This is a genomic window from Dialister micraerophilus DSM 19965 (genome assembly GCF_000194985.1).
Lineage (GTDB): Bacteria > Bacillota > Negativicutes > Veillonellales > Dialisteraceae > Dialister > Dialister micraerophilus.
Map to the genome: position 1 here is coordinate 728,426 of NZ_GL878519.1, position 23,802 is coordinate 752,227.

At 35.9% G+C, this 23,802-nt stretch carries 25 protein-coding genes, 1 tRNA gene, 1 riboswitch and 1 other annotated feature (1 of these 28 running past the window's edge); of the genes, 5 read left to right on the forward strand and 21 right to left on the reverse strand.

Going from position 1 to position 23,802, the window contains the following annotated elements:
• Positions 1-76 (reverse strand) — a binding site (T-box leader) (it extends 147 nt beyond the left edge of the window).
• Between the two features lie 120 nt (positions 77-196).
• Both dnaB and HMPREF9083_RS03435 read right to left on the reverse strand, forming a co-directional pair.
• On the reverse strand, positions 197-1,618 hold the full coding sequence (dnaB, locus tag HMPREF9083_RS03430) for a replicative DNA helicase (protein WP_174249864.1): 1,422 nt from the start codon (positions 1,616-1,618) through the stop codon (positions 197-199).
• A gap of 175 nt (positions 1,619-1,793) precedes the next feature.
• Positions 1,794-2,450 (reverse strand): metal-dependent transcriptional regulator, encoded by a 657-nt coding sequence (locus HMPREF9083_RS03435; RefSeq protein WP_007554820.1) that lies wholly within the window; start codon positions 2,448-2,450, stop codon positions 1,794-1,796.
• 352 nt (positions 2,451-2,802) lie between these two features.
• Here HMPREF9083_RS03435 and HMPREF9083_RS03440 point away from each other — a divergent pair, with 352 nt between their 5' ends.
• Both HMPREF9083_RS03440 and HMPREF9083_RS03445 read left to right on the forward strand, forming a co-directional pair.
• Entirely contained in the window at positions 2,803-4,257 is a 1,455-nt protein-coding gene (locus HMPREF9083_RS03440) for a class I adenylate-forming enzyme family protein (protein ID WP_007556013.1), read from the forward strand.
• A 96-nt stretch (positions 4,258-4,353) separates the two neighbouring features.
• Positions 4,354-4,959: a DUF805 domain-containing protein gene (locus HMPREF9083_RS03445; protein WP_007556014.1), complete on the forward strand. Its 606-nt coding sequence runs from the start codon at positions 4,354-4,356 to the stop codon at positions 4,957-4,959.
• A gap of 158 nt (positions 4,960-5,117) precedes the next feature.
• On the opposite strand, the gene HMPREF9083_RS03450 is transcribed toward HMPREF9083_RS03445, so the two are convergent.
• Positions 5,118-6,500, reverse strand: coding sequence for an alanine/glycine:cation symporter family protein (locus HMPREF9083_RS03450; RefSeq protein WP_007556015.1), 1,383 nt, complete (start codon positions 6,498-6,500; stop codon positions 5,118-5,120).
• Between the two features lie 83 nt (positions 6,501-6,583).
• A riboswitch (glycine riboswitch) is annotated at positions 6,584-6,676 on the reverse strand.
• Positions 6,677-6,862: 186 nt separating this feature from the next.
• Entirely contained in the window at positions 6,863-7,930 is a 1,068-nt protein-coding gene (locus tag HMPREF9083_RS03455; protein ID WP_007556016.1) for a M24 family metallopeptidase, read from the reverse strand.
• Positions 7,931-8,007: 77 nt separating this feature from the next.
• Here HMPREF9083_RS03455 and HMPREF9083_RS03460 point away from each other — a divergent pair, with 77 nt between their 5' ends.
• Together HMPREF9083_RS03460 and HMPREF9083_RS03465 are read left to right on the forward strand one after the other, a co-directional pair.
• Positions 8,008-9,141, forward strand: a complete 1,134-nt coding sequence (locus tag HMPREF9083_RS03460; RefSeq protein WP_007556017.1) for a hypothetical protein — start codon at positions 8,008-8,010, stop codon at positions 9,139-9,141.
• A gap of 29 nt (positions 9,142-9,170) precedes the next feature.
• Positions 9,171-9,247: transfer RNA gene (locus HMPREF9083_RS03465), tRNA-Arg, on the forward strand.
• A 35-nt stretch (positions 9,248-9,282) separates the two neighbouring features.
• Here HMPREF9083_RS03465 and HMPREF9083_RS03470 read toward each other — a convergent pair.
• From HMPREF9083_RS03470 to HMPREF9083_RS03505, 8 genes are read right to left on the reverse strand one after another with little or no spacing between them, the layout of a single operon-like run.
• Entirely contained in the window at positions 9,283-10,461 is a 1,179-nt protein-coding gene (locus tag HMPREF9083_RS03470; protein ID WP_007556018.1) for a type II secretion system F family protein, read from the reverse strand.
• The gene (locus HMPREF9083_RS03475; protein WP_007556019.1) at positions 10,462-11,466 is read right to left on the reverse strand and encodes a type IV pilus twitching motility protein PilT; all 1,005 of its coding nucleotides are present in this window, start codon (positions 11,464-11,466) and stop codon (positions 10,462-10,464) included.
• Positions 11,467-11,475: 9 nt separating this feature from the next.
• Positions 11,476-12,609 (reverse strand): GspE/PulE family protein, encoded by a 1,134-nt coding sequence (locus tag HMPREF9083_RS03480; RefSeq protein ID WP_155800598.1) that lies wholly within the window; start codon positions 12,607-12,609, stop codon positions 11,476-11,478.
• A 56-nt stretch (positions 12,610-12,665) separates the two neighbouring features.
• Positions 12,666-13,349 carry a DNA alkylation repair protein gene (locus HMPREF9083_RS03485; RefSeq protein WP_007556021.1) on the reverse strand — a complete coding sequence of 228 codons (684 nt, stop codon included), beginning with the start codon at positions 13,347-13,349 and terminating at the stop codon, positions 12,666-12,668.
• A 48-nt stretch (positions 13,350-13,397) separates the two neighbouring features.
• Complete coding sequence (locus HMPREF9083_RS03490) at positions 13,398-14,291, reverse strand: M23 family metallopeptidase (protein ID WP_007556022.1); 894 nt, start codon at positions 14,289-14,291, stop codon at positions 13,398-13,400.
• Positions 14,288-14,872: a DUF4446 family protein gene (locus HMPREF9083_RS03495; RefSeq protein ID WP_007556023.1), complete on the reverse strand. Its 585-nt coding sequence runs from the start codon at positions 14,870-14,872 to the stop codon at positions 14,288-14,290. The genes HMPREF9083_RS03490 and HMPREF9083_RS03495 overlap by 4 nt, the downstream gene beginning before the upstream one ends.
• 1 nt (position 14,873) lies before the next feature.
• Positions 14,874-15,725, reverse strand: a complete 852-nt coding sequence (locus HMPREF9083_RS03500; protein ID WP_007556024.1) for a ParB/RepB/Spo0J family partition protein — start codon at positions 15,723-15,725, stop codon at positions 14,874-14,876.
• A complete protein-coding gene (locus HMPREF9083_RS03505) occupies positions 15,718-16,479 on the reverse strand; it encodes a ParA family protein (protein WP_007556025.1) in 762 nt (253 codons plus the stop codon). The genes HMPREF9083_RS03500 and HMPREF9083_RS03505 overlap by 8 nt, the downstream gene beginning before the upstream one ends.
• Before the next feature lie 390 nt (positions 16,480-16,869).
• Between HMPREF9083_RS03505 and trxA the strand changes: the two genes are divergently transcribed.
• On the forward strand, positions 16,870-17,193 hold the full coding sequence (gene trxA, locus HMPREF9083_RS03510; protein WP_007556026.1) for a thioredoxin: 324 nt from the start codon (positions 16,870-16,872) through the stop codon (positions 17,191-17,193).
• Between the two features lie 196 nt (positions 17,194-17,389).
• Here the strand turns inward: trxA and HMPREF9083_RS03515 are convergent, their stop codons facing one another.
• From HMPREF9083_RS03515 to HMPREF9083_RS03555, 9 genes are read right to left on the reverse strand one after another with little or no spacing between them, the layout of a single operon-like run.
• Complete coding sequence (locus HMPREF9083_RS03515) at positions 17,390-17,827, reverse strand: hypothetical protein (RefSeq protein ID WP_035062652.1); 438 nt, start codon at positions 17,825-17,827, stop codon at positions 17,390-17,392.
• On the reverse strand, positions 17,811-19,169 hold the full coding sequence (locus HMPREF9083_RS03520) for a hemolysin family protein (protein ID WP_007556027.1): 1,359 nt from the start codon (positions 19,167-19,169) through the stop codon (positions 17,811-17,813). The genes HMPREF9083_RS03515 and HMPREF9083_RS03520 overlap by 17 nt, the downstream gene beginning before the upstream one ends.
• Before the next feature lie 3 nt (positions 19,170-19,172).
• Positions 19,173-19,760 (reverse strand): shikimate kinase, encoded by a 588-nt coding sequence (locus HMPREF9083_RS03525; RefSeq protein ID WP_007556028.1) that lies wholly within the window; start codon positions 19,758-19,760, stop codon positions 19,173-19,175.
• Between the two features lie 2 nt (positions 19,761-19,762).
• Positions 19,763-20,212, reverse strand: coding sequence for a hypothetical protein (locus tag HMPREF9083_RS03530; RefSeq protein ID WP_007556029.1), 450 nt, complete (start codon positions 20,210-20,212; stop codon positions 19,763-19,765).
• Positions 20,205-21,524 (reverse strand): PilN domain-containing protein, encoded by a 1,320-nt coding sequence (locus HMPREF9083_RS03535; RefSeq protein WP_007556030.1) that lies wholly within the window; start codon positions 21,522-21,524, stop codon positions 20,205-20,207. The genes HMPREF9083_RS03530 and HMPREF9083_RS03535 overlap by 8 nt, the downstream gene beginning before the upstream one ends.
• 1 nt (position 21,525) lies before the next feature.
• Positions 21,526-21,921 (reverse strand): hypothetical protein, encoded by a 396-nt coding sequence (locus HMPREF9083_RS03540; RefSeq protein ID WP_007556031.1) that lies wholly within the window; start codon positions 21,919-21,921, stop codon positions 21,526-21,528.
• Complete coding sequence (locus HMPREF9083_RS03545) at positions 21,914-22,429, reverse strand: type II secretion system protein (RefSeq protein ID WP_007556033.1); 516 nt, start codon at positions 22,427-22,429, stop codon at positions 21,914-21,916. The genes HMPREF9083_RS03540 and HMPREF9083_RS03545 overlap by 8 nt, the downstream gene beginning before the upstream one ends.
• On the reverse strand, positions 22,426-22,794 hold the full coding sequence (locus tag HMPREF9083_RS03550; RefSeq protein WP_007554806.1) for a hypothetical protein: 369 nt from the start codon (positions 22,792-22,794) through the stop codon (positions 22,426-22,428). The genes HMPREF9083_RS03545 and HMPREF9083_RS03550 overlap by 4 nt, the downstream gene beginning before the upstream one ends.
• Positions 22,794-23,294: a pilus assembly FimT family protein gene (locus HMPREF9083_RS03555; protein WP_007556034.1), complete on the reverse strand. Its 501-nt coding sequence runs from the start codon at positions 23,292-23,294 to the stop codon at positions 22,794-22,796. Before HMPREF9083_RS03555 ends, HMPREF9083_RS03550 begins: the two co-directional genes overlap by 1 nt.
• Positions 23,295-23,802 lie beyond the last annotated feature (508 nt).

The window sequence follows — 23,802 nt, forward strand, 5'->3', positions numbered from 1 at the left end:
TCCTTTTACTTCTCTCACCAAACGAAGCTCTCTGAAAAAATTCCCTTCGATTACTCTTCTTTTTGTAAAGTTTGTTTTATAAAGCTTGATATAATTCTAACAGATGTATTCAAAATGTCAATTTAAATTTCGTTTTTCTAACAAAAAATAACTTTAAATTAAAACACACTCGTGTGAGTGTGTTTTGTTATCGATGTTACATATCTTCCGGTTCTTCCTGATCCGTTTGTTCGTAGAAAAGTGTGAATTGTCCGGCAAAGTACATTTTTACCGTTCCGACAGGTCCGTTACGATTTTTTGAAAGTATGATTTCAGTTTCATTTTGTTTCGGGTCTCCGTCTTGTATTTCTTTGTTGTAGTATGCTTCACGATAAAGGAATGTTACCATGTCGGCATCTTGTTCAAGCGATCCGGATTCACGAAGGTCCGAAAGCATCGGTCTTTTGTCGTTTCTTGATTCAACTCCACGTGAAAGCTGTGAGAGTGCGATAACCGGTACATTGAGTTCACGTGCGAGTGATTTCAGAGATCTGGATATTTCCGAGATTTCCTGTTGACGGTTTTCGTTGTTTCTGTTGCCTTTTGCTTGCATGAGTTGGAGATAGTCTATCATTATAATGTCAAGTCCACGTTCGGCTTTGAGTCTTCTGCATTTTGAACGCATTTCTCCTACCGTTATACCCGGTGTGTCGTCAATAAATAACGGTGCTTCCATGAGAGCTCCTGCCGCATTTGCAAGGTTTGTCCATTCTTGTTGTGTGGAAATTCTTCCGGTACGAAGTTTTTGGCTGTCTATCAATGCTGTCGAGCATAAAAGACGTTGTACCAATTGTTCACGTGACATTTCAAGCGAGAAGAATGCGACTTTTTTGTGTTCGGTTGAAAGGCTCATATTTTTTGCCATATTGAGAACGAATGCGGTTTTTCCCATTGAAGGTCTTGCCGCAACTATTATGAAATCGCCTTTTTGAAATCCGCTTGTCATTCCGTCAAGTCTTGTAAATCCTGTGGGAAGTCCTGTAATTCCTATTTTGTTTCTGAATTTTTCGGTGATTTCGGTGAGTTCTTGTTGTACGGCTTCTCCAATCGGTATGAAGTCGGATTTACGTTCATCTCTTGTAACTTCCAGTATGGAACGTTCCGCATGGTCTGTAATATCATCGACATCTTCTTCTTCCATATATGCCGCATCGGCAATTATTCCGGCTGCGTCTATGAGTCTTCTGAGTCTTGATTTTTTTTGTACTATTTCTGCATGACGTTCGATACCTTTTGTGGAGATTATGTGTTCGGGAAGTTCGTTTACATATAAAACTCCGCCCACATCTTCAAGTCTTCCCATTCTGCGAAGTTCTTCCACGACTGTCAAAAGGTCCGCTTCTTTACCGTTGTTTACAAGGTTTAAAATTGCGGTGTAAATAATTCCGTGAGCTTCACGATAAAAGTCTTCTTTTCTAAGAATATCTTCAACGGTAACGACAGCGTTGCGGTCAAGAAGCATTGCACCCAATACCGCTTGTTCCGCTTCGATATTTTGCGGCGGTACACGACTTACAATCATTGTATCCGTTGATTTTTTTGATGAATTTTTTCTGTAATTTTCTTTTCTGTTATCCATATTTTCCCTCGAAAAAATATTTATATACTTTAAATATACCATGGTGAGAACGGTATGACAAAGAAATATAATTTGAAATATGAATAATATAAATTTTTATTCAATATAAAAATAAAACACTCTTTCGAGTGTCTTATTTTTCATTTGGTAAACAATCTGTTTGAGTTTCAAAATTTTACTTGTCGTCTACGTAGATTTGTTCTGCAGCTTTGTAGCTTATCCAAATATTTCCGTCTTCGGTTTTCAAGAGTACAGGACCTTCGTATTCGGCTTTTTCTTTTACTTCAACTTTCATTTCTATTTTTATTTTTTTGCTCTGCAGGTAGTCCATAAGTTCGTAGTCTTCGACTATACGTCTTATTGTTGTTTTTTCTCCGGCTTCGCATTCGGAAAGCATTCTGTGAGTGAGTCCTTTTCTGACTCCGTCATTGTACGGAATAGGATCTCCATGCGGTGAATGTTTCGGATGACCTAAAAATTCGGAGAGTTTGTCTGCAAGTTCTTCCGATGTTTCATGTTCAAGTCCTTCGGCAAGTTCGTGAGCTCCGCTCCATTTGAATCCGAGCTTTTCTACGAGAAATACTTCCCAAAGTGCATGAAATCTCAGAAGTTTTCCGGCTTCTTTTTTTCCTTTTTTAGTTATTTTGCTTCCTTTGTATGCTGTGTAATCTATAAGCCCTTGTTTTTGTAATTTTGAAATCATTTCACTTACGGACGGCGGTGAAACTTGAAGCATATCCGATAATTCTTTATTAGAAACGACTTCGTGTTCTTCGGTTATAAGATAAATCGCTTTTAAATAATCATCTTTACCGGATGTTAATTTTCCCATAATTGCCTCCAATTTTATTAATTATTATGTAAATTATTTTTCAATTTACTGTAAATATAATACATTTGATATTTTATAAATGTCAATAAATATTTTAAAATTTGTAGTATTTTTATCGTAAATAAATATTAAGTACATTGATATATTTATATTAGGTTAGTTTTATTATTTTTGTATATAAATTTTGTACATATTTAGGTACTTGTTAAAAGGTGTGTTGTAATTGAATTTTTGCAGTTATATTTATATTTCATATATGGTTTTCAAGTTTTAGTACCTGCAATTAGTACCTGTTTGTATATATTTTATATATCTGTTAAAATGGTTTCATAATATAAAAAAGAGGTGTAGTATGTTTTTACATGAAATATATAAGCATGGTAATCCCGATCATGTAGCTTTTTGCGGTAAGGCAAATGCTACTTACGGAGAGTTGGAGCGTTTTGTAGATTTGTATCGTAATGAGCTTTATTCTCTCGGTGTCAGAGAGGGTAATAAGGTGGGTTTGTATTGCGGTAATTGTGCTGAGTTCGTTTATGCGTACATGGCCGTTGTCAGTTTGGGTGGGATAATCGTTCCGATAAATAATTCTTTGATCGGTCGTGAGGTTGATTATATTTTGGATGATTCGGAGGCGATTTTCGTTATTTCCGATAAAAATCTTGATATAAAAAACAAGTTGGTAGATATTCATGTGTTGGATAGCGATGCACGCAGTGAAAAATCTCCGAAGGCTCCTGATTTCCCTTCAGATTTGACTGAGGATGATGTGTGTACTTTCGTTTATACTTCCGGTACTACCGGTGCGCCGAAGGGTGCGATGCTTTCTCACAAGAATTTGATTCGTAATGCACAGCAGGCAAATATGGTGGTAATTCATTATCCCGAGGATAATACTTTGTGCGTGTTGCCGATGTTCCATTGTTACGGGTGGACACTTTCCGTTATAAATCCGCTTTTGCAGGGTTGTACGATTACCGTTTTGAATACTAAAAATCCTGCGGAAATTTTGCGTTCGATTGAAAAATATAAGGTAACTACCGCATTTATGGTTCCGCCTATTTACAATTTGATGGCAAGAAAGAGTAATCCGGATCCGGTTAAGACCGTTCGTCTTTTCGTTTCGGGCGGTGCTTGTTTACCGCAGCCGGTTGCTCAGGCATTTTTCGAGGCGTACGGACATCCCGTTATTGAGGGATACGGTCTTACCGAAGCTTCTCCGGTTTGTTCGGTTCTTCCGCCTGATCAGCCTAAGTATCTTACTTGTGGAAAAGCAATTCCGGGAGTTGAGGCAAAAATTCATACCGATGATGATACGAAACCGTACAAGCCCGGTGTGGTAGGTGAACTTTGGATACGTGGCGATAACGTAATGAAGGGTTATTGGAAGTGTGAAAAGGAAACAAGGGAAACAATTACAAAGGACGGTTGGCTCAGAACCGGAGATATTGCGTACATGGATAAGGAAGGTTATATATACATTGTCGATCGAATAAAGGATATGATTATCGTAAACGGAGAAAATGTATATCCTCGTGAGGTCGAGGAACGTATTTATGAACTTAAAGATGTCGGAGAATGTGCCGTTGTAGGTCATCCCGATGCAAAGCGCGGTGAAACTGTTTGGGCGTACATCGTCATGAAAGAGGGAGAAACTTTCGATGAGGATAAAATAAGAGGTTACTTGCTTAAAAATCTTGCACCGTTCAAGGTTCCGCATCGTTTTATACCTCTTGATGAACTTCCTAAAAATCCGACCGGTAAAATATTGAAACGTGTATTGCGTGATCGTGATAACGATATTTGATACGAAACTTCCGCAGCAAATGTTGCGGGAGTTTTTATTTACTTTTGAATGATATTATATTAATATACTTATAATACTGTTTTTTTAGGAGAGTTTATGGATATAAAAAATAATTCAAAAGGATTTTTATGTGTTTTGAAGGAGAAGTATTTTACTTTCAAGGGACGTTTGAACAGAAAGCCTTTTTTAATTCGTAATTTGATATTGTTTGCATTGTCGGCATTTATACGTGTTTTGGCTTTTTTGGTGCTTACGGTGAATGTAAATTTGATTTTGTACTTGTTTATACCGATTGTTTTTTTGTATGTGTTTTTTTCATGGTGGGCAAGTCTTTCTCTTACGATACGAAGATTGCATGATGTAGGATACAGTGCGAAAACTGTGCTTTTTCCTTTGATTTTTGCAAATATTATTTCTATTGTGTGGGTGGTTGTCGGTACGATTTTGTATTCGGTAAATTCTTCAATTTTGGAAGGCGGAGAAGTATTTTTAGTTATCGTAGGTTTGTGTAATTTTATTCTTTCTTTGTTCTTGCTTTTCAAGAAGGGTAATAAGGGCACAAATCGTTTCGGTGAGGATCCTCTTGAGCTTGAGATGAAAAAATTTATGGAAAAGTTCAATATCGAAGATGTGGAAGCGGAGGATTTAAGAAATACCCACAGATATTTTGAAGATAAATCTGATGAGGATAAAAAGTGTTGATTTTTGTAAAAGTTGAATAGTTTATGTGGGCGAAGAGTGATGCTCTTCGCTTTTTATTCGGAATAAAAAAAGTACACTCGATAGGGTAAGTGTAAAACACGCCTTATAAAGTGTACTTGTTATTTATATTAAATTGTCGGTGTTGTATTTATTTTTTTTTATTCGTTTGCTTTCTTTTCTTTGTATGATTTTATTCGATTGTTTCTTTTTTCAAGGAATTTGAAGTATTTGTCGGTTTCTTCTACCACTATTCCTGACAGTCCGATAATGGCGATGAGGTTCGGTATTGCCATAAGTCCGTTTACTATGTCGGCAAGTGTCCATATTTCTTCAAGTTTGAGCATTGTGCCTGATGCGATAATTAAAATGAAAACTACTCTGTAGGGCATTATGCTCTTTGTTCCGAAGAGGTATACAAGACAGCGTTCGCCGTAGTAGCACCATCCGAGTATTGTGGTGAATGCAAAGAGTGTAAGTGCAATTGTGAGGAATAAAGGTCCGAAGTATCCTATTGCACCGGAGAATGCTGCTTGTGTGAGTGCCGCTCCGTTTACATCGCCGGTCCATTGTCCGGATACGATTACCGTAAGTCCGGTGAGTGTACATATGATTATAGTGTCGATGAATGTACCGGTCATGGATACAAGACCTTGTTCGGCGGGCCATTTTGTTTTTGCGGCTGCCGCTACAATCGGTGCCGATCCCAAGCCGGATTCATTTGAGAAGAGTCCTCTTGCGATACCGCTTCGCATTGCAAGCATTATACCCGCTCCGGCAAATCCTCCCATTGCCGCAGTTCCGCTTGTAGCTCCTTCAAATACCTGCATAATCGCAAACGGAAGATTTTCATGATATATTCCGAGTATTACTATCGTGATTATAAAGTACGTTACCGACATGAAAGGTACTATTTTTTCTGCAGCTTTCGATATTGTTTTAAGTCCGCCCAATATTATTATCGCTACAAGTATTGTAAGCAAAGTACTTCCGAGCCATATCGGTACATTGAATGTAAGATTCAATGATGAAGTTATCGCATTTACTTGTGTAAATGTACCGTTTCCCAGCATTGCCGTAAGTGTACCGAATATAGCAAACATGACTGCCAAGGGTTTCCATTTTTTGCCGAGTCCCTTTTCTATATAGTACATGGGACCTCCGGAAATTTGGCCTTTTGCATCGACTTCACGATATTTTACTGCAAGCACACCTTCGGTGTATTTTGTCGCCATACCGAAGAGTGCGGCGATCCACATCCAGAATAATGCACCGGGGCCGCCGAGTTTTATTGCGGTAGCGACACCGACGATATTTCCTGTGCCTACCGTTGCGGCAAGTGCCGTACAAAGCGCTTTGAATGAGTCTATATCTCCGCTACCTTTATTTCTTGCGGAGAAAATAAGCTTTAAAGCACTTTTCAAGTGATGAAATTGGAGTCCTCTCAAACGAACCGTCATTAAAATTCCGGTTCCCACAAGGAGAATTAAAAGCCATGGGCCCCATACAATTCCGTTGATTTGATTTAAGATGTTAAGTACCATACTCCACCCCTATCTGAAAACCCTGCCGTTCTCTAATGACAGAACCGGCAGGGCAGGGGAAGACTACTTTCACGGTGTTACCGTGTGCCGGCCCTGTCCTTTTGCCTGAGAGATTGAGGAATTTCTTCCCTTGCCCCTTCGGCGCTCATTGTATGAGACTCTCCAGAGACGTGTCGGTATATAGTTTCGTGTTCATAGAACGCCTGATAGTGTTACTCCTTCGGCAGACTTACGTCTTTTTCCATATACGTCATCCACTTATCTAAAATTGTAATGGAATCATTATAAATTATAATAATTCAAAATTCAATAGGTTTTGTAAAAAAATTTAAATTATTTTTATTTTTTCTAAAAAATAATTTTTATAAAGAAATATAAGGATTATGAGATACCTTGTTCAATATTTCACATCCGTTTTTTGTTACCGCAACCAAATTTTCTATGCGAACTCCGAATTTTTCAGGAATATAAATTCCCGGTTCGATTGAGAATATCATGCCCTCTTTTGCAATTATTTCGCTCGTGGGACTTACTTCTCCGGTTTCATGAGTTGTAAGTCCTATGAAATGTCCGAGTCTGTGTGTGAAGTTTTTTCCGTATCCGGAATTTGAAATGTGAGTTCTTGCAATTTTATCTATATCGGAAAGTTTTACTCCTTCTTTTATTACTTTTGTCGCTTTTTCGTTTGCTTCTTTTACAATGTTGTGAACTTTTTTCATTTCATCGGTCGGAGTGCCGAAAAAGTATGTGCGTGTCATATCCGATGCGTATCCGTCTTTCATGCAGCCTATATCGATCAGCACTATTGTGTTTTCTGTAAGTTTTTTATCCGTTACTTCGTGGTGGGGATTTGCCGAACTTTCACCGAATGCGACAATCGGAGGGAATGAAAATCCGTCCGCACCGAGTTTTTTGTATATTTCAGAAAGTTTGTATGCCGCTTCTTTTTCAGTCATGCCGACTTTCAGATGTTTTACAAGCTCTTTTATTGCAAGATCGTTTATGTGTGAAGATTTTCTCATTTTCATGATTTCGTTTTCATCTTTTATAGAGCGTACTTCATCCACAATTTCCGAACCGTTTACAAATGTCAAATCTTTTCTTCTTGAAAGGAGTTCAAGTAAAAATTTCGAGTACAGAAATTTATCTATACCGATTTTGGAATTTTCAGGTATTTTGTCGGATAAAAGTTTTATATAGTCGCTTCCGTCAAGGTATGAGATGTCTTTGAAGGTGTGTTTTTTCAAAGGGAAAAGTTTGTTTCTTATCCAAAAAGAATCGTTTCGACTTATAACGAAAACTGTAAATCTTTCTCCGGCATCTATAGTTTCATCCGTTAAATATTTTATTGAAGCTTCTTCGCTTACGATAATGAAGTCGATTTGGTTGTTTTTCATCATTTTTCTTATTTTTTCCGTTCTTTTTTGCATGGTAACATCCTTTCTCTCTTTTCAAATTGCTTTTTCTTGTATATACTGAAGAGTGAATGTATAAAAGGAGGCGTTGTATGAGTTTATCTGTTAAGGATATTTTACTGTTGGATTATTTTGACAATAAACCTTTACATACCGAAATTTCCGTTTACAAAGAAAAAATTTACGGCAAAAATACTCATGAACGCTTGCTTTCTCTTCTTGATAACGGTTGGATAAGGTACAGCACTCCTAAGGAAACTTTGCACATGCTTCCGGAAAAAGCCTTGTCGGATTTTCTTTCCCGTCATGGTGTAAAGTCTGAAGGTTCAAAAGCCGATCTTATTCGTCTTATTATACAAAAAATTCCGGAAAAAGCGTATTATCATGCAGTTCCGAAAGTGTATACGGTTACAAGAAAGGGACGTGACGAAATAAGCCATAATATGGCGTATATTTTAAATGCACGTGAAAATTACGGACTTTCCGAAAGTGAAATACGTCATTGTCAGAGTTATCTGTCACACAAGGGAGAACCTTATAATTCAAGAAAAGTACTTGAACGTGCGATGAATGAAAAAGCTTCCGTTTATATAATGGCGGGGGAATGGTCGAAACTTAGAAATTTGTATTATACAACGGCGAATTTTTACTTGCGTTCAAAAGATAATGAAAATGCCGTTTCATACTTGCTTTTGGTATTCTTTTTGGATATTTCGGGTATGCGGGATAAAAATCGTTTGGAAAATTATGAAAAATTGTTCCGTACACCGAAGGCGATTATACTTTTGATTGACGAATTGCGTTTAAAGTTGAAAATTTCTCTTTCCGATATGAAACCGAAATTTCTTTCTACAATTGCACGTATGGCGCCGAGACTTCCGTTTTCTTATTTTTCCGTCAATACTTCGGCATTTATTTTGACGGAGTGTTTGAGAGGTATGGATTTTTCTCCGAGAAAGTATATTACGGAAAGAAATGTTCCGGATCCTTCCGACAAGGGGTATAAGTTCGATAAAAGCGGAAAAACTGCAAGCGGTTTATCTTTGCATGATTTTCCTTTTAAAGTTAAAAAGAAAGAAAAACTTCATATACCGGTATTTGTACCGCCGAAAATAAAAAAAGCAGAAGATAAAAAAATTTTGAAGAAAAACAGAAAAGTCGAGAAAAAAGAGGTTGGGGAAAAGGGTATAAAAAAAGTTATAAATTTAATATCCTCTTTTTTTTAAAAATATTCGTGATATACTTATACAAGTATGCGTCCATAGCTCAGATGGATAGAGCAGCGGTTTCCTAAACCGTGTGTCAGGGGTTCGACTCCCTTTGGGCGCACCAAAAAAGGACTTCCTTTGTCGGGAGGTCCTTTTCTTTTATAATCCGTTGAAAATATTTATCATCGGCAGCCATACCGATAAGAGTATGAATGCGGTGAGTATGCCGCAGAAAACAAGTATTGACGGTTGTAGTATCGTTTTGTAGAAAAGCATTCTTTTTGAAAATTCTTCTTCTTTTCTTTCGGTGACAAGCTTCAAAAAGTACGGAAGTCGTCCGCTTTCACAACCTGTAAAAATCAAATGCAGCGATGTTTTGTCGAAAACGGAAATTTTTTCCAATGCTTTCGGAAGTGTTGCACCTTTTTTTATTTCCGAGAGAATATGTTTTACAATACTTTTCGATTTATCGTTTTTCATGGAATTTTGTATATTTTCAAGCGAGTCGTAAATCGTGTATCCGCTTTCCGAAAGTATTGCCAAATACATACAGAAGCGTGAAACGAAAATATTTTTTGTAATCGGAAATTTGTACAGAAAATCGTTTTTCAGATTTTTTCCTTTTTCGGTTTTTATAAATAATCCAATTGCCGTAAAAAGTAGCAAAATAAAAAGTAAAATGTAAATTCCGAAGTCTTTCAAAAAGAAACTTGTTTCAAAAATAAATTCTGTCGATGCCGGAAGTTTGAAACTCATACTTTGATAAAGCTCGTAAAATACCGGTATTACCAAAGTCATAATTACATAGAGAACAATAAGTGAAAATATAAGAACCGTAACGGGATATGCAAAAAGTTCCGTTAATTTTTTTCGCATTTTATGTTCTTTTTTGTAGTAATCGGCTGCAGTTTCAAGTTGAAGGGGAAGTGTTCCGGTAGCTTCGCCTATTTTCACCATTGATATGAAAAAAGACGGAAATTCCGATGTTTTCTCAAGACTTTCACTTATTGAAAAGCCGCTTGTTATCGAGTTTTTTATTTTTCTGATGACTTTGATTTCTTTTTCTTTCCGGTTCATCTCCAAAATATCCAATGTTTCGATGACGGAAAGTCCGCTTTCTATAAGTGATGCCCATTCCGATGCGAAAATGTACAAAGTTTTGTAATTTTTGAAAACTTTTTTTTCGAGTTTTATAAAAGTGCGTTTTTCTTTTAAACTTATAACTTTCAAGTACTTGTTTTCAAGAATTCTTGTTGCATCTTTTTTGTTTTTCGCAATGATTGTGCCGGAGCTTTTTATTCTGTTTTCATCGTAGCATTTATATACAAAAGTTTTCATTTACAAACTCACAAATTTCAATAAATCTTCTGTTTCACGAAAGTTCATTTTTGTTTTGCGTGCAATTTGCATGGCACTTTGTTTCATTGTAATCATTTTGTCGTTACCCAGTTCGATGTAGCTTTTTATTTGCTGATCTTTTCCGTCACGTATAAGCCTTGCAACCGGTTTTGTACATTTCAATATTTCACGCAGCGTGAAGATTTTTTTATTGTGGAAATATAATTTTTGTGAAATGACAAAACGCAATTGTGATGCCAGAATTTGACGTATTTCTTTTTCGTCCCTGCAGGCATGCACGATGCGTCCGATTGCTTCATCGGCGGTTTTGTTGTGTAATGTCGTAAGTACAAGATGACCCGTTTCGGCTGCAAGAAGTGCCGCACGCATCGTGTTTTCATCACGCATTTCTCCGATCACGAGTACATTCATATCTTCACGCAGCGAGTCCAAAACTCCTTGGTGGAAATTTTCTACGTCACTTCCGATTTCACGTTGGTGAATAAGTGATTTTTCCGATGTGAATTTATACTCGACAGGATCTTCGATTGTGATGCAATGTTTTGTATATTTTGTATTTATTTTATTTAAAATTTGTGCAAGAAAAGTGCTTTTTCCGCTGCCGGCGGGGCCGGAGATTATTACAAGTCCGCTTTGTATCTGTGCAATTTCTTCCGATAAATCATCGTTTTGCTCAATGTTCTTCAATTCGGGCAAAACTCTTATCGCAATACAGGTTTTATCGGAAGATTTATAAACGTGCAAACGTAAACGTACGGAGTTTGAGGATAATGAAAAATCTACAGAATTTTTTGTTTTGAAAATATTTTTCTTCTTTTCGTCAATTACTTCATTTATGAAAGAAATATCTATCGCTTTTTCAGTTGTTTTGTGAAGATTTCCGAGTTCACGTACGATGATATTTTCATTTTCGGTAATATGTATGTCCGTAAGTTTCGGATATTCGGATGTCAATTTGTTTATTAAATCAAAAAGTTGTTTCATTTTTTATCCTTATAATAATTCGTCAAAAGATACCGTTCCTTGTTTCACGTGAAACAATATCGCTTCTTTCAATGTCGGTGTACCTTGTTTTTTTATCAAATTTTTAAATGTTTCGGAGTTGTCTTTATTTCTTATTGCATCTCTTGCTTCGTTGTTTACATGCAGCATTTCAAATGCGCCTATACGATTTTTTATTTTTCCGTTGTTCAAGTAGACTTGAGTATTTTCCATGTCGGGCGGTAATTTATATTTTTCTATAATTTCTTTTGTTATTTTATATTCTTTTCTGTCTTTGTCGGAAAGAGTTCCGAGCAGTTTTTGTGAGATTACAAGTGTGAGTGCTTCCGATAAAATTTTTGCATCTATACCCATGTCTATAAGTCTGAAAGGAACTTTTCCGGCTTCATCGGTATGTACGCTTGACAGTACCAAGTGTCCGGTGAGTGCCGATTGTACCGCTATCTTTGCGGTTTCCGCATCACGTATTTCTCCAATCATTATTACATCGGGATCGTGGCGGACGAATGCACGCAGTCCTTTTTCAAATGTAAGTCCGGATTTTTCATTTACTTCTACTTGAGTTATCCCTTCTATTTTGTATTCAATAGGATCCTCGATGGAAAGTATATGCAATTTGTTTTTGTTTAAAAATTTGAGTGCGGAGTAAAGTGTGGAAGTTTTTCCCGAGCCGGTCGAGCCGCTTGTGAGTATAAGTCCTTTGCGTTTTAAAAGACAATGCTCGAATATTTCCTTTTGTTTTTCCGTCATACCCAAGTCGAAGTTATCTATAAAGGACAGTCTTTCGGGTAAAATACGAATTGTCACGCATTCTCCGTAAAGTGACGGAATAAGTGAAAAGCGAAGATCGTACCTGTTGTCGTCAATTTCAATCGTGGAGTTTCCGTCTTGCGGCAAACGTTTTTCTCCTACATCCATATGACTTATGACTTTCATTCTTATTACAAAGGAGGATAAAACGGTATTAGGTAAAAAGCAAACATCTTCCAATATACCGTTTATACGAAAACGTATGCGTACTTGATTTTTCTGCGGTTCTATATGTATGTCGCTTGCATTTTTTGAAATTGCATTTTCTATAACCGTTTTTAAGAGCATTTCCGCTGAGTGTGATTTGATTTCCAAAGTATTCACCTCTTCTTTACATTATAATTTATGTTTAATAAAGCCACAATTTTGTTTCACGTGAAACTTTTCAAAGTTTTCAAATATTCTTTAAGTTTCAGGTTTATTTTTCTACTTTCTCTTGCTTTTTGTATTGCTTTTTTATATACGGGTTTTGAGAGTTTTTTGTTTGTAAGTATGGAAAGTCCTTCGTTTTCATTTTTTGCAAGCAATTCGGCAATGCACCAGGCTTGCATCATTTGTATGTAGTATTTATCGCTTTTTTTGTATAGCGCTTTTTCAAATATTTCTTTTTCGTAGTTGTTTTCAATGCAGTTTTTCATCAGCATTTCTATTGCAAAGCGTACTGTGTATTCATGATTGCTTTCGAGCCATTTTTCTATGTACGGTTTTATTTTGTCGTAATTTTTTTTGAAATTTTTCGGCCTTAACGTATCGCATACATACCAGTTGTCGATTTGCGGTAAAAATATTTCTATTTCATTCGTTGTTTGAATAATGTTTTTTGTTTTTGAAATATTTATTGCATGGAGTAATTTTTCTTCAAGATATTCGTGTTTGATTTTTTTAAATTCCGAAAGTTCCGTTTCTGCGGAGTTTTTTTCGATTTTTCGTATTTCATTCATTCGTACTCCGATGATTGCATTTTCGTTTATTTCAGGAATAATCTTTTTTAGAAAGTTTTTGTATGTTTTGTCGCTCTTTTCAAGAAGTTTTTCGGTGAGTGTTTTTTCTTTCATTTTAGCTCCTTGTTTTCATTGTTTTACAAAAAAAGAGTCTTTCGACTCTTAGATTTGTGTTTGCATAAACGGAATCGGATTTACCGCAGTTCCTCCTATTCGTACTTCGTAATGACAGTGAGGGCCGGTGCTGTATCCGGTGTTTCCGATAAATGCGATTATATTTCCTTTTTCTACTTTTTGTCCGGCATTTACCAAGATTATGGAGTTGTGTCCGTACCTTGTTACGATATTTTCCGCATGTTGTATTTCTACAAGATTGCCGTATCCTTCCACGTAGGATGCTTGAGTTACGGTTCCGCTTGCAGTTGCATATACAGGTGAACCGTATTCTGCGGCTATATCGACACCTTCGTGTATTTTCATTTGTCCGCTTATGGGATCTGTTCTAAGTCCGAACGGGCTTGAGATGTTTCCTTTTGTCGGCCAGATGTCGGGTGTGTCGTTGCTTACATTTTGTGCGAATATTCCTTTTTTTATAAGGACGTTTGTTTTTTGTTTTGCAAGTTCTTTTATTTGGTCGTTCAATTTTTTGTCGAGCGTGTAAATTTTTTTCAAGAGTTCGCCCGGATCTTTACTGTTTTTTTTTATGGTTTTCAGTTCGTTTGTACTTTGAGTGTCCGGTCCGCCTTGTCCGTTGTTTTGTGAAATTACGGAAATTTTTTGTATGTCACCGACCATTTTTTCAATTGTTTCGCTTTTTTCTTCAAGTTTTTCCAGTTTTTCATCTGCCATTTGAAGTTGCTTTTTGTAAAGTTCGTTTTCGTTTCTGAGATTTTGAGTCAAAAATATCGAGTATATGGAAATCAAAATTATTATTGCAATTAAAGCTGTTATTGCAATAAGTATGTATTTTGCTTTTTTTCCTTCTTTTACTGTCAGTATGTAGTTTGTGCAATTTTTTTCTTTTTGTTTTTTTATATCAAAAAGATTCTTTATCATTTATTTTCCTCGATTTTTTTCGCTTTGTATTCATTTCTCTTTATGTTTCTGTTTACGTTTTTTGCTTCGGCTTTCTTTGCTATTGAAGGCATCAGTTTTTGCATTGCAAGTTCTACCGATTGTGCTTCTTCTACCGATAACGGTTCTTTTGCACGACCGTTCAATATGCGTTTTCCGTATATGCGTGAGGTTTCACGTCCGGATAACGAGGTGATTACCACACCGTTGTTTCTTCCGTCCAAAAATGTAATCGAGAAACTCAGTTTGTCACCGGTTTCTTCAAATGCATCGTATTTCAAAACGCCGATTTTTTGTACGGAGTTGAGTTGCATTGTTGCCAAAAGTTCCTGCTGGTGCAGCATCGCTTTTGATGTTTGCATCATTTCACGTAATTCTCGTACTTCGGTAGAGAGTTTGAATTCCAATGTTTGTCCTTTTTCTCCTGCCATGAAGTAACTGTATTTTTTGTTCAGTCTGTTTATTTTTGCACGCATTTTCAATACTTGAAAAAGTATGAAAAGTAATATAAGTACTATCAATGCGCCTATTCCTAATAATATGTGTTGATTTGTAAATTCCATTTTATCTACCGTCTTTTTTCAAAAGTTTTGTAATTCTTGTAAATTCGTCTTCGTTCTTGAAGGAAATGGTAATTGTTCCTTTTTTACTGTTTTTTCCTCTGCCTGTTTTTATTTTTACAAGAGTTCCCAATGATGTGATTATTTCTTCTTCCATCGCACGAAGATATGTCGATATTTGTACTTCTTTTTTCGGTTTCGGTGTTGTTTTTTCACCGAGTATTTTTTCAACTTGTCTTGCGGAAAGTCCTTCTTCGACTATTTTTTTTGCAAGTTTGAGTTGTTCGGCAACGGTTTTGAGTGCCAAGAGAGGTCTTGCCTGTCCCGTTGTGAGTTTTTTGCTTTGGAGAAGTTTTTGTATCGCATCCGGAAATGTCAGGAGTCTTAACGTGTTTGTTATGTATGATCTGCTCTTACCGGCTATTTGTGACATTTCTTCTTGAGTAAGGTCGTATTTTTTTATTATACTTTCGTATGCTTTTCCTTCTTCGATAGGATTTAAATCTTCTCTTTGCAGGTTTTCTATGAGTGCGATTTCGGCACTTTCTCGGTTGTTGTATTCTTTTATTACAACCGGAATTTTTTCAAGTTGTGCATTTTTTGCCGCACGAAGTCTGCGTTCTCCGGCAATAAGTTCATAGTTTCCGTTGTCTTTTTTACGAACGATTACAGGTTGAACGACACCGTACTTCTTTATCGACTGCTCAAGTTTTTTGAGAGTTTCTTCGTTGAATGCTTTTCTGGGTTGGTTAGGGTTTGCATCTATTTGATTTACGGGTATTTCCTGTATGTTTTTGTCTATATCCTCGCCCAAAAGCGCTTTCAAGCCTCTTCCCAATCTTTTTTCTTTAGACACGTTTGAGGACCTCCTTTGCAAGTTTGCGATATGCTTCCGCACCTTTTGATTTTTCGGCATATGTAAGTATGGATTCTCCGAATCCCGGTGCTTCGGAAAGTTTTATCGTTCGAGGAATTATCGTTTTGAATACTTTGTTTCCGAAGTATTCTTTTACCTCTTCGGCAACTTGCATGGAAAGGTTTGTACGGCCGTCAAACATTGTAATCAAAATTCCCATAATTATAAGTCGGGTGTTCAATTTACGTTTTACGGTCTCAATTGTTTTTACGAGATGAGAAAGGCCTTCCAATGCGTAAAATTCCGCCTGTATCGGTATAATAACCTGATCCGATGCTACAAGTGCATTGAGAGTGATAAGCCCGAGTGAAGGTGGGCAGTCAATCAGTATGAAGTCGTAGTCGTTTTTTATTTTATCGAGTTTTTTCTTGAATATAAATTCACGTTCTTCCATCAGTGCCATTTCAATTTCGGCACCGGCAAGGTTTATCGATGACGGTAAAAGACTAAGATTTTTTAAATCGTGTTTTAAAATTGAATCTTCAATTTGACAGTCATTCGTGATTACGTCATAAAGATCGTATTTTATTTTCTTTTTTTCAATTAAAAGGCCGCTGGTCGCATTTCCTTGTGAGTCTGAATCGACAAGTAAAACTTTTTTCCCGGCATTTGATAAAAATGCGGCTAAATTTACCGCAGTGGTAGTTTTGCCTACTCCGCCTTTTTGGTTGATTATACTGATGATTTTACCCATATTTTATCCTTTCATATACAATCAGATTTATTATAACACAGAGAGAAGTGTTTTTTTGATAGATAGAAGGTGAAAATAAATATAAATATCCTATATACTATATTTTAAAAATGAAAATGAATTTTAAATAAATCAAATGAAATACGCCGCATTATTTACAGTTTTCCGCTCGACAACGGGAAAGGTAATAAAAAATGCCGAATATGCTTTCGGTGTATTCTTGTTTTGGGCTTGTTTTTGGTAATGAAAGCGGCACTTCGGCAATGAAAATTATGAAATGGTAATGTTTTAATCCGATTGAAATAAAAACTTTACAAACATAAAAATTAGTGGTATATTGAAGTAAATTGATAAATATAGATATATTTAAATATTTTTCGGAGGTATAAAATGGTAACTGAAATAAAGACAGCTGAACAGTTTGAAAAAGATATTTTGGGAAAATCCGGTTTTGCACTTGTAGATTTTTGGGCGGTATGGTGCAGACCTTGTAAGATGATGGGACCGGTAATCGAAGGTGCGTCAGAGTTGTTTGAAGGTCAGGTTTCTTTTTACAAAGTGAATGTTGACGAAGTTTCCGAACTTGCTTCAAAGTATGAAATTATGAGTATTCCGAATATGATTATGTTCAAGGACGGTAAGCCCGTAGGATCCATTACAGGTTACCATCCTATTGCCGAATTAAAGCAGAAAATTCACGATATTATCGGATAATTCTCTTTTCATTTTTCCGACTTTTCTATATTTGAAAGGTCGGTTTTTTATTTTGAAATAAATTTGCGTGGAAAATAAAATTTATAATTTTTTGGTAATTTTACGATGTTTCGTTTTTGCATTTAAAAACCGACCTTTCAAAGTTGTTATTACTTTTGAGGTCGGTTTATTTTATGTAGTGTTGAAATTTTATAAATTACAATATCCACAAATCTCCGATTTTTTGTACTCCGTTTATTTTGCGTTCTTCTTTTTCATCGGTTGTGAGATTTTCATTTTTTTTCCGAGTTTTTTTATTTTTTGAGTTTTCGGTTTTTGATTTCTTCTTGGCTTTTTTCTTTGATTTTTTATTTTTGCGTGATTTTTTGTATTCTTTTTTCAATTTTTCACGAAGTATATAGAATTCTTCGTCATCTTTTTCTTCGTTTTCAAATAGGTTTTCTTCTATTTTTTCAAGAACGTTTGTAAGCGAGTCAAGTCCTGCACGTAGGTGGTAGAGGTACATTATTTTTTCTTCCAAATCGTCGGCAGCTTCTTCAATGAGTATATTTTGCATTATGGAATGTATATCGTTTATTTTATTTTGTACTTCTTCCATGATTGCAATGAGTATTTCTTCATTGTTGTTTGTCATCGGTTTTCTCCTTAGGTATTTCTTTTATCGTCATTTTGACTTTTTCTATACGGTGATTGTCTTGTGATATTACTTTGAAAGTGAGATTTTTAAATGTCGTTTCATCGTTTGTGTCCGGTATATATCCGAAAAGGTATGTCACAAATCCGCCGACAGTTTTGTAGTAAGCATCTTCTTCGTGAGGGAGCTCGTTTTCGATTTTGAAGAATTCACGAAATTCGTCTATGCTGCAAAGTCCGTCTATTATCCATGTGGTGTCGGTTTCTTTGACGAATTTGTTTTTTTCTTCGAGTATATCGTTTTCATCTCCCGGCATGTCACCTACTATTTGTTCCAGTATGTCGTGGAGTGTTACAAGTCCTGAAAGTGTACCGTATTCGTCTATTACTATCGCTTCATGTACACCTTTTGTTTTGAATATTTGCAGTGCTTTTGTAAGCGTGAGAGTTTCCGGTATGTAGAGCGGTTCATAGATTGATTTCATGATGGTTGCCTTTATCGGACGGTCCATGTTTTCTTGGTGTTTGAGTAAAACTCTGCTTATGTCGACAAGGCCTTTAAATTCATCAAGTGAGCCGTTTCCCACCGGCATTCTGAAGTGTGAAGTCGTTTTGATTGTTCTCCATACTTCATCGACTTCTTCTTCAAGGTCTATCCATATCAGTTGTACTCGTGATGTCATACAGTCCGCTACGGTTCTGTCGTTGAGTTCGAATATACGGTCTACGAGTTTCGGTTCTTCTTTATCGAAGGTACCCAGTTTTGCACCTTGTCTGAGGAGAACTTTTATTTCTTCTTCGGACACGGGTATTTCTTCTTCCATGTTTATGCCGAGTGATTTTACAATAAGTTGTGTCGTGAAGTTACAAAAAATTATAAGGGGTTTGCATAAAAGAGATAGCTTCATCATCGGTTTTGCAAGGTAGCATGATGCTTTTTCCGGTATTGCAAATCCGATCCATTTCGGTACGAGTTCACCTACAATGAGCATTACATACGTAACACATGCTATTACAATTGCTATTGAAAGCCATTCCGCATGAGTCGAAAGTAACGGGATTTTTGAAAGTTCACGTGCAAGCGGTGTCGATAATGACGCACCTGAAAACATACCGGTGAAAATTCCTATTGCCGTTATCGAAATTTGTATGGTTGAAAACATTTCCTCGGTGTTTTCGGCAGCCTTCAAAGCAGCTTTTGCACCTTTGTCGCCTTTTTCAGCCATTTCCGCAAGTTTTGTTTTTCTTGCACCGACTATTGCGATTTCCGCAAGTGAACATACTCCGTTTAAAAGTATTAAAATCGCTAAAATTAAAATTTCAAGCCACAATCGGCCGTCCATAATTTATCCCTCTTTTTTAAAACCGTTAAATTTTTTGTAGTAATTTTTTTTGTAATGTCGTTTTTCAAATTGTATTTTTTCTCTGTCAAGGTATCTTGCAATATCGAGCGCCGTTTTTGCCGGATGTCCTAGCGTGGTATTTATGGCGAAATCTGAACGCTTTTTCCATGGATGCCATAACTTCAACATGTATTTCACATACTTTTCGGTATTTTTGTAATCCATTGTCGGACGTTTTCCTATGCTTTTGTTTACACGCTCAACCAAACGAAACGGACGTGCGTACAAAAGTATTACAATACCGTATTCAGACAAAAGTTGAAATCTTTTCTCCGTCATGGGGAAATTGCCGCCCATTGCAATTACGGCTTCGTGGTAGTAACGTACCCTGTTTATAATTTCCGTTTCTTTTTTACGAAAAGCTTTTTCACCGTTCAATTTGTAATAAGTTGCAATTTTCATTCCCGTTTCATGTTTTATAATTCGATCGGTATCTGCAAGTTGGAACCCCAATCCGTCTGCAAGTATTCTTGCCGCACGACTTTTTCCGGTACCCATCGGTCCGATAAGCACAATATTTCTTTTTTTCATTCCTACCTCATTTGCGGTGTCAATATCTCCAATTGAAATTCGGTTGTTGCTCCTTTTCGTGTTATCTTTTTCAATGAAGGAATACTTAAATTTTTACTTTTTCTTATTATACCAAAAGTGTTTGATATTTGTCGGTAACTTCCTTCACAAATCAATGTCGTTTTTCCGTTTTGTTCTTCGTGAATTTCCTTTATTGAAACACCTGAATTTTCGATTTCGCCAAGTAAATCGTTATCAAATGAGTAAAGATTTTTAAAAAATTCTTCGTGTCGTACCATGCTTTCATCTTCAGTCCAGTTTTCGAGTATATTGTTTTTGTTTTCAAGTAAAATACGCTCTTTCTTTGTTGAGGAATATCCGAAGTAAAAAAGTCCTGAAATCAATAGCAGTATAATTGTCGCTGCAATTATGTATTTTTCGTCGGCGGCATATTTTAAATATTTTTCATTCATGATTGTTGTCCTCATCGCTGCATACAAAGTTGAATTCTATGAGATTGTTTTTCGTTTCGGATTTTTGCAAGTTTGTATTTTTGAAATTCGTCTTTAAATTTTTTTCAAATTTCAAAAGGCATGCTCTGTCATTTGAAGTTCCCTTTATATTTATCGTGCCGTATTGTATCTCGATTTCGGATAATGTCACTCCGCTCGGAACGGATTCCGCCAAATTTATCAAAAACGGTACTTCATAAGTTTTTTCCGCTTGAAGTTTTTTTATGTTTTCGTATTTTTTGTTTACGGCTGCAAGTTTTTCATCATACTTGTTCTTGCGTTCTTCGATTGACAAAAGATTTTTTGAGCGGTTTCGTTCAACTGAAAGTTTGAAATATTCACTCAAAAACAGTGCGGATGCGAAAATGAGAGATATGAGTGAAATTACGCAAAGTGTTTGCAAAGCTTTGAGTATAAATTTTTCTTTTGAAATATTGAAAAATCTTTTTCCCGTTGTCGTTTTCAGACACATTGTATGTTTTGTGAAATTTTTTATCAACGTTTTTACGTTCTCTTCGGTCGTGTCGCTTATTACGTTTTCGCCGAACATTTTCAATACTTCTTCGACGTCCTCTTTCGTTGTCGTACTTGTGCGGAGAAGTATTATTTTTTTGTTTTTGAAATATTCGGTTTCAAGTTCATCGGTTTTGAAGTTGCGTTTTTTCGTTTCCGAATGTCCGTAAAGCAATTTCAAGTTTTTTCCGTTTTGGTAAAAGATTGTAAAACCGTCACCGTATGAAGTGCATATTTCCGTGACGGGAATTATTCCTTGTATATATTTGTTTTGTTTTTGCGCTTCTTCGACAATCGGTAAAAAATCTTCTTTTGTACAACTTGCAACATACACAAACATCGCATTTTCTTCATAATTGTAATTTTTTATACGATATGTATTTATTGCCGTTCTATGTTCATCGGATTGTACGTAATTTTCCCAGTTCAAGGTGTCTTTCAATTCTTCATCGGTAAGAACGGGATACTTGTTTATGTCGAGTTTTATGGAATTGTCATTACCTATGAGGTATATATTGTTTCCGGTAAAAAAATTGTCCGAAAGAAGTGTAATTATTTCTTTTTTTTCACTTAAAAATTCTTGCGGGAAAAATATTTCTTTCAGTATCTTTCCGTTTGCAATTTCAAAAGCATATGCGCCTTCATCAAAAAACCAAATATACGTCTCTGTCGGTTTGAAAATGTTCGAGTAAAGATTTTTTAAATGATTTTTTATTTCAAAATATTCATTTTTCAAAAACTCTTGCACGTTTTCATTCATACTAAGTCTCACAATCTTTTACAACAAGTTGTTTATTTTTCAAAGTGAAGGTGATTTTTACTTGCTTCGTTCTTTCTTTTTCTTCATTTATGCTCTTTGAAATCAAGGTCGCTTCCGTTTCGTCTGCGGATTTTTTTATTTGCGTCAATTGTACTTCGACCTTGTGATTATCCGGATGAAGGATTTTTTTGTCGGTAAAAATACCGTACTTTTTGACATACTGTAAGCCCCATTCCGCACCGGATTCGGCGGCATAGTACAGTTTCGTATTCGTTTCTTGAAGCGATTGAGTTTCATACAATCTGAGTGCGGAAACGGAAATAGCCGATATTATCGAAAGAAGTCCGATGAATATAAGTATGGTTACAATTGAAATTATCCCTTTTCGCTTATTCATAAACTTCACCTTTTTTGAAATAGTCCGCAAGTGAAATAATTGCGGTTTGTACCGTTATTTGTTTTCCGCCTGCATCTTCACAGTTGTAATTTATATTTACAAGCCCATATTTATGTATGTAAAAAGGTTTATTGTCAGTTGCTTTTATACGTAGATCGGCCTCGGTAAGAGGTTGTTTTTTGCCGTTGTACAGTGTCAAGTACCACATACTGTTGTAAATTCGCATTTTGTAAGGTGCGATTACTTCATACTCGTTGTAATTGTAATAAGTAATATTTTTTTCGTATCCGTCTTCGGTTCTTTGTATTCTTTCCTTGGTGTTTCTCAAATGATCGTTTATGAAATCTTGAGTGAAAATACGTATGGATTGTTCACTTAAATTTCGTGAAGTATTATAAACGGATTTCGATATATTTGCCCACAAAGGAAGTGTAAGCGTGAGTATTATCGTCATGACGGAGATTGAAATCAGTATTTCGGATAAAATAAAACCTTTTCTTTTTTTCATTTTTCCGCTCCTATATAAGTGGTAAGCGTGAAAATTTCTCCATCGCAACCTTCGACATTGCAATGTACTTCCTTCATCTTTACACCTTCAATTTCCGTTAAAGTTCGGTTTACGGATACATTGTACTTCGTACCGTTCAATTCAACGGCGCCTGTCGGGTAGGCCGCATTCTCATGAAAACGCTCGTTGTACTTTATTGTATCGACAACTTGGCATGCGATAAGAACCTTTTCACTTTTTCGGAGTATTTTCTGTTTTATATCGAGAGTGTTTTTGACATAAAAAAAGACGGTTGCAGACAAAATCAATATTATGAATATTGAAATTTGTACCGACAACCATGTGCTTCCTTGTCTTTTATACATTAATTCAAAATCTCCGTTCTCGTTCTACCTGTATAAAGTGCAACCGTTACCTTTATTGCGTGACGTTTGTCTTTCGTTTGTAAAATGATTTCGTATGAATCGCCCTTAGGTGTGATACCCGTTTTATCGAAGAGAAGATTTATTCTTCCGGTTGACGTGATTTTGTCCGAAAGATAACCCCGCCGATGTCCGAGTTTGTTTCCTTGAACGGTGTACCAGTACACACGTCCGTCATCTCTTGCTTCACAATGAAAAGCAACAAGTGAAGAACGCAAAGGCTTTGATACGTCTTCGATTTGGTAAATATCACTTTTGGCATCTATTTGTGCGGAACGTATTGCATGCGTAAGAGTCTGTGAGGAAATAAAAAGTTCACGCTTCGCATTCTCTTCTTCGATAACGGGAACTGCAAGTGCAAAGAAAAATCCGACAATGACAATCGCAACCAAAACTTCCACAAGAAGATATCCGGATTTTTTATAAATTTGAAAAGATTTCATACTTAAGATTTTATTTAAAATTTATATAAATATACTTAAATCAATTTAACACATAAATATTTCGCAATGCAAGTTTTTATGCAAAAAAATCGCAAAACTTTCATGTAAGAATTTCAAGTTACAGAAAAATTCGAAAAATAAATTAAAAAATTGATGTTTTAATACGAAAATATTAAATACGGTTTAAGTTTGGTATTAAAAGATAAATATATTTCTTTATATTTATTTGTTTAGGATTAAATGAATATAAAATATAAAGATTTAAAAAAGAATACATTAAATATTGACTAAATCGGGGGGGTGATACTCTTGAAAAAGAATTTATATTTATGCATAAATAAGGAGGATTATTATGTTATCAAGCAAAAAACTTACAAGTCTTGTACTTGCAGGACTCATGAGTGCAACAATAGGATTGGGAGTATCGGCAGCGGACCCGGCGACACCTCCGACAGCCGAGTCTAATAAAAAACTGATAGAAGCAAATGAAAAAACAATAAAAGAAAAT

What these genes read in the sequence shown, in the direction of transcription:
- HMPREF9083_RS03455 (WP_007556016.1), bottom strand. Translation starts at nt 7,930, where the DNA reads ATGCAAAAAAGAACGGAAAAAATAAGAAAAATGATGAAAAACAACCAA.
- HMPREF9083_RS03555 (WP_007556034.1), bottom strand. Translation starts at nt 23,294, where the DNA reads ATGAAATCTTTTCAAATTTATAAAAAATCCGGATATCTTCTTGTGGAA.
- HMPREF9083_RS03505 (WP_007556025.1), bottom strand. Translation starts at nt 16,479, where the DNA reads ATGGGTAAAATCATCAGTATAATCAACCAAAAAGGCGGAGTAGGCAAA.
- HMPREF9083_RS03535 (WP_007556030.1), bottom strand. Translation starts at nt 21,524, where the DNA reads ATGAATGAAAACGTGCAAGAGTTTTTGAAAAATGAATATTTTGAAATA.
- HMPREF9083_RS03540 (WP_007556031.1), bottom strand. Translation starts at nt 21,921, where the DNA reads ATGAATAAGCGAAAAGGGATAATTTCAATTGTAACCATACTTATATTC.
- HMPREF9083_RS03530 (WP_007556029.1), bottom strand. Translation starts at nt 20,212, where the DNA reads ATGAATGAAAAATATTTAAAATATGCCGCCGACGAAAAATACATAATT.
- HMPREF9083_RS03440 (WP_007556013.1), top strand. Translation starts at nt 2,803, where the DNA reads ATGTTTTTACATGAAATATATAAGCATGGTAATCCCGATCATGTAGCT.
- HMPREF9083_RS03525 (WP_007556028.1), bottom strand. Translation starts at nt 19,760, where the DNA reads ATGAAAAAAAGAAATATTGTGCTTATCGGACCGATGGGTACCGGAAAA.
- HMPREF9083_RS03485 (WP_007556021.1), bottom strand. Translation starts at nt 13,349, where the DNA reads ATGAAAGAAAAAACACTCACCGAAAAACTTCTTGAAAAGAGCGACAAA.
- dnaB (WP_174249864.1), bottom strand. Translation starts at nt 1,618, where the DNA reads ATGGATAACAGAAAAGAAAATTACAGAAAAAATTCATCAAAAAAATCA.
- HMPREF9083_RS03475 (WP_007556019.1), bottom strand. Translation starts at nt 11,466, where the DNA reads ATGAAACAACTTTTTGATTTAATAAACAAATTGACATCCGAATATCCG.
- HMPREF9083_RS03520 (WP_007556027.1), bottom strand. Translation starts at nt 19,169, where the DNA reads ATGGACGGCCGATTGTGGCTTGAAATTTTAATTTTAGCGATTTTAATA.
- HMPREF9083_RS03450 (WP_007556015.1), bottom strand. Translation starts at nt 6,500, where the DNA reads ATGGTACTTAACATCTTAAATCAAATCAACGGAATTGTATGGGGCCCA.
- HMPREF9083_RS03545 (WP_007556033.1), bottom strand. Translation starts at nt 22,429, where the DNA reads ATGAAAAAAAGAAAAGGTTTTATTTTATCCGAAATACTGATTTCAATC.
- HMPREF9083_RS03470 (WP_007556018.1), bottom strand. Translation starts at nt 10,461, where the DNA reads ATGAAAACTTTTGTATATAAATGCTACGATGAAAACAGAATAAAAAGC.
- HMPREF9083_RS03445 (WP_007556014.1), top strand. Translation starts at nt 4,354, where the DNA reads ATGGATATAAAAAATAATTCAAAAGGATTTTTATGTGTTTTGAAGGAG.
- HMPREF9083_RS03490 (WP_007556022.1), bottom strand. Translation starts at nt 14,291, where the DNA reads ATGATAAAGAATCTTTTTGATATAAAAAAACAAAAAGAAAAAAATTGC.
- HMPREF9083_RS03435 (WP_007554820.1), bottom strand. Translation starts at nt 2,450, where the DNA reads ATGGGAAAATTAACATCCGGTAAAGATGATTATTTAAAAGCGATTTAT.
- trxA (WP_007556026.1), top strand. Translation starts at nt 16,870, where the DNA reads ATGGTAACTGAAATAAAGACAGCTGAACAGTTTGAAAAAGATATTTTG.
- HMPREF9083_RS03495 (WP_007556023.1), bottom strand. Translation starts at nt 14,872, where the DNA reads ATGGAATTTACAAATCAACACATATTATTAGGAATAGGCGCATTGATA.
- HMPREF9083_RS03515 (WP_035062652.1), bottom strand. Translation starts at nt 17,827, where the DNA reads ATGACAAACAACAATGAAGAAATACTCATTGCAATCATGGAAGAAGTA.
- HMPREF9083_RS03550 (WP_007554806.1), bottom strand. Translation starts at nt 22,794, where the DNA reads ATGTATAAAAGACAAGGAAGCACATGGTTGTCGGTACAAATTTCAATA.
- HMPREF9083_RS03460 (WP_007556017.1), top strand. Translation starts at nt 8,008, where the DNA reads ATGAGTTTATCTGTTAAGGATATTTTACTGTTGGATTATTTTGACAAT.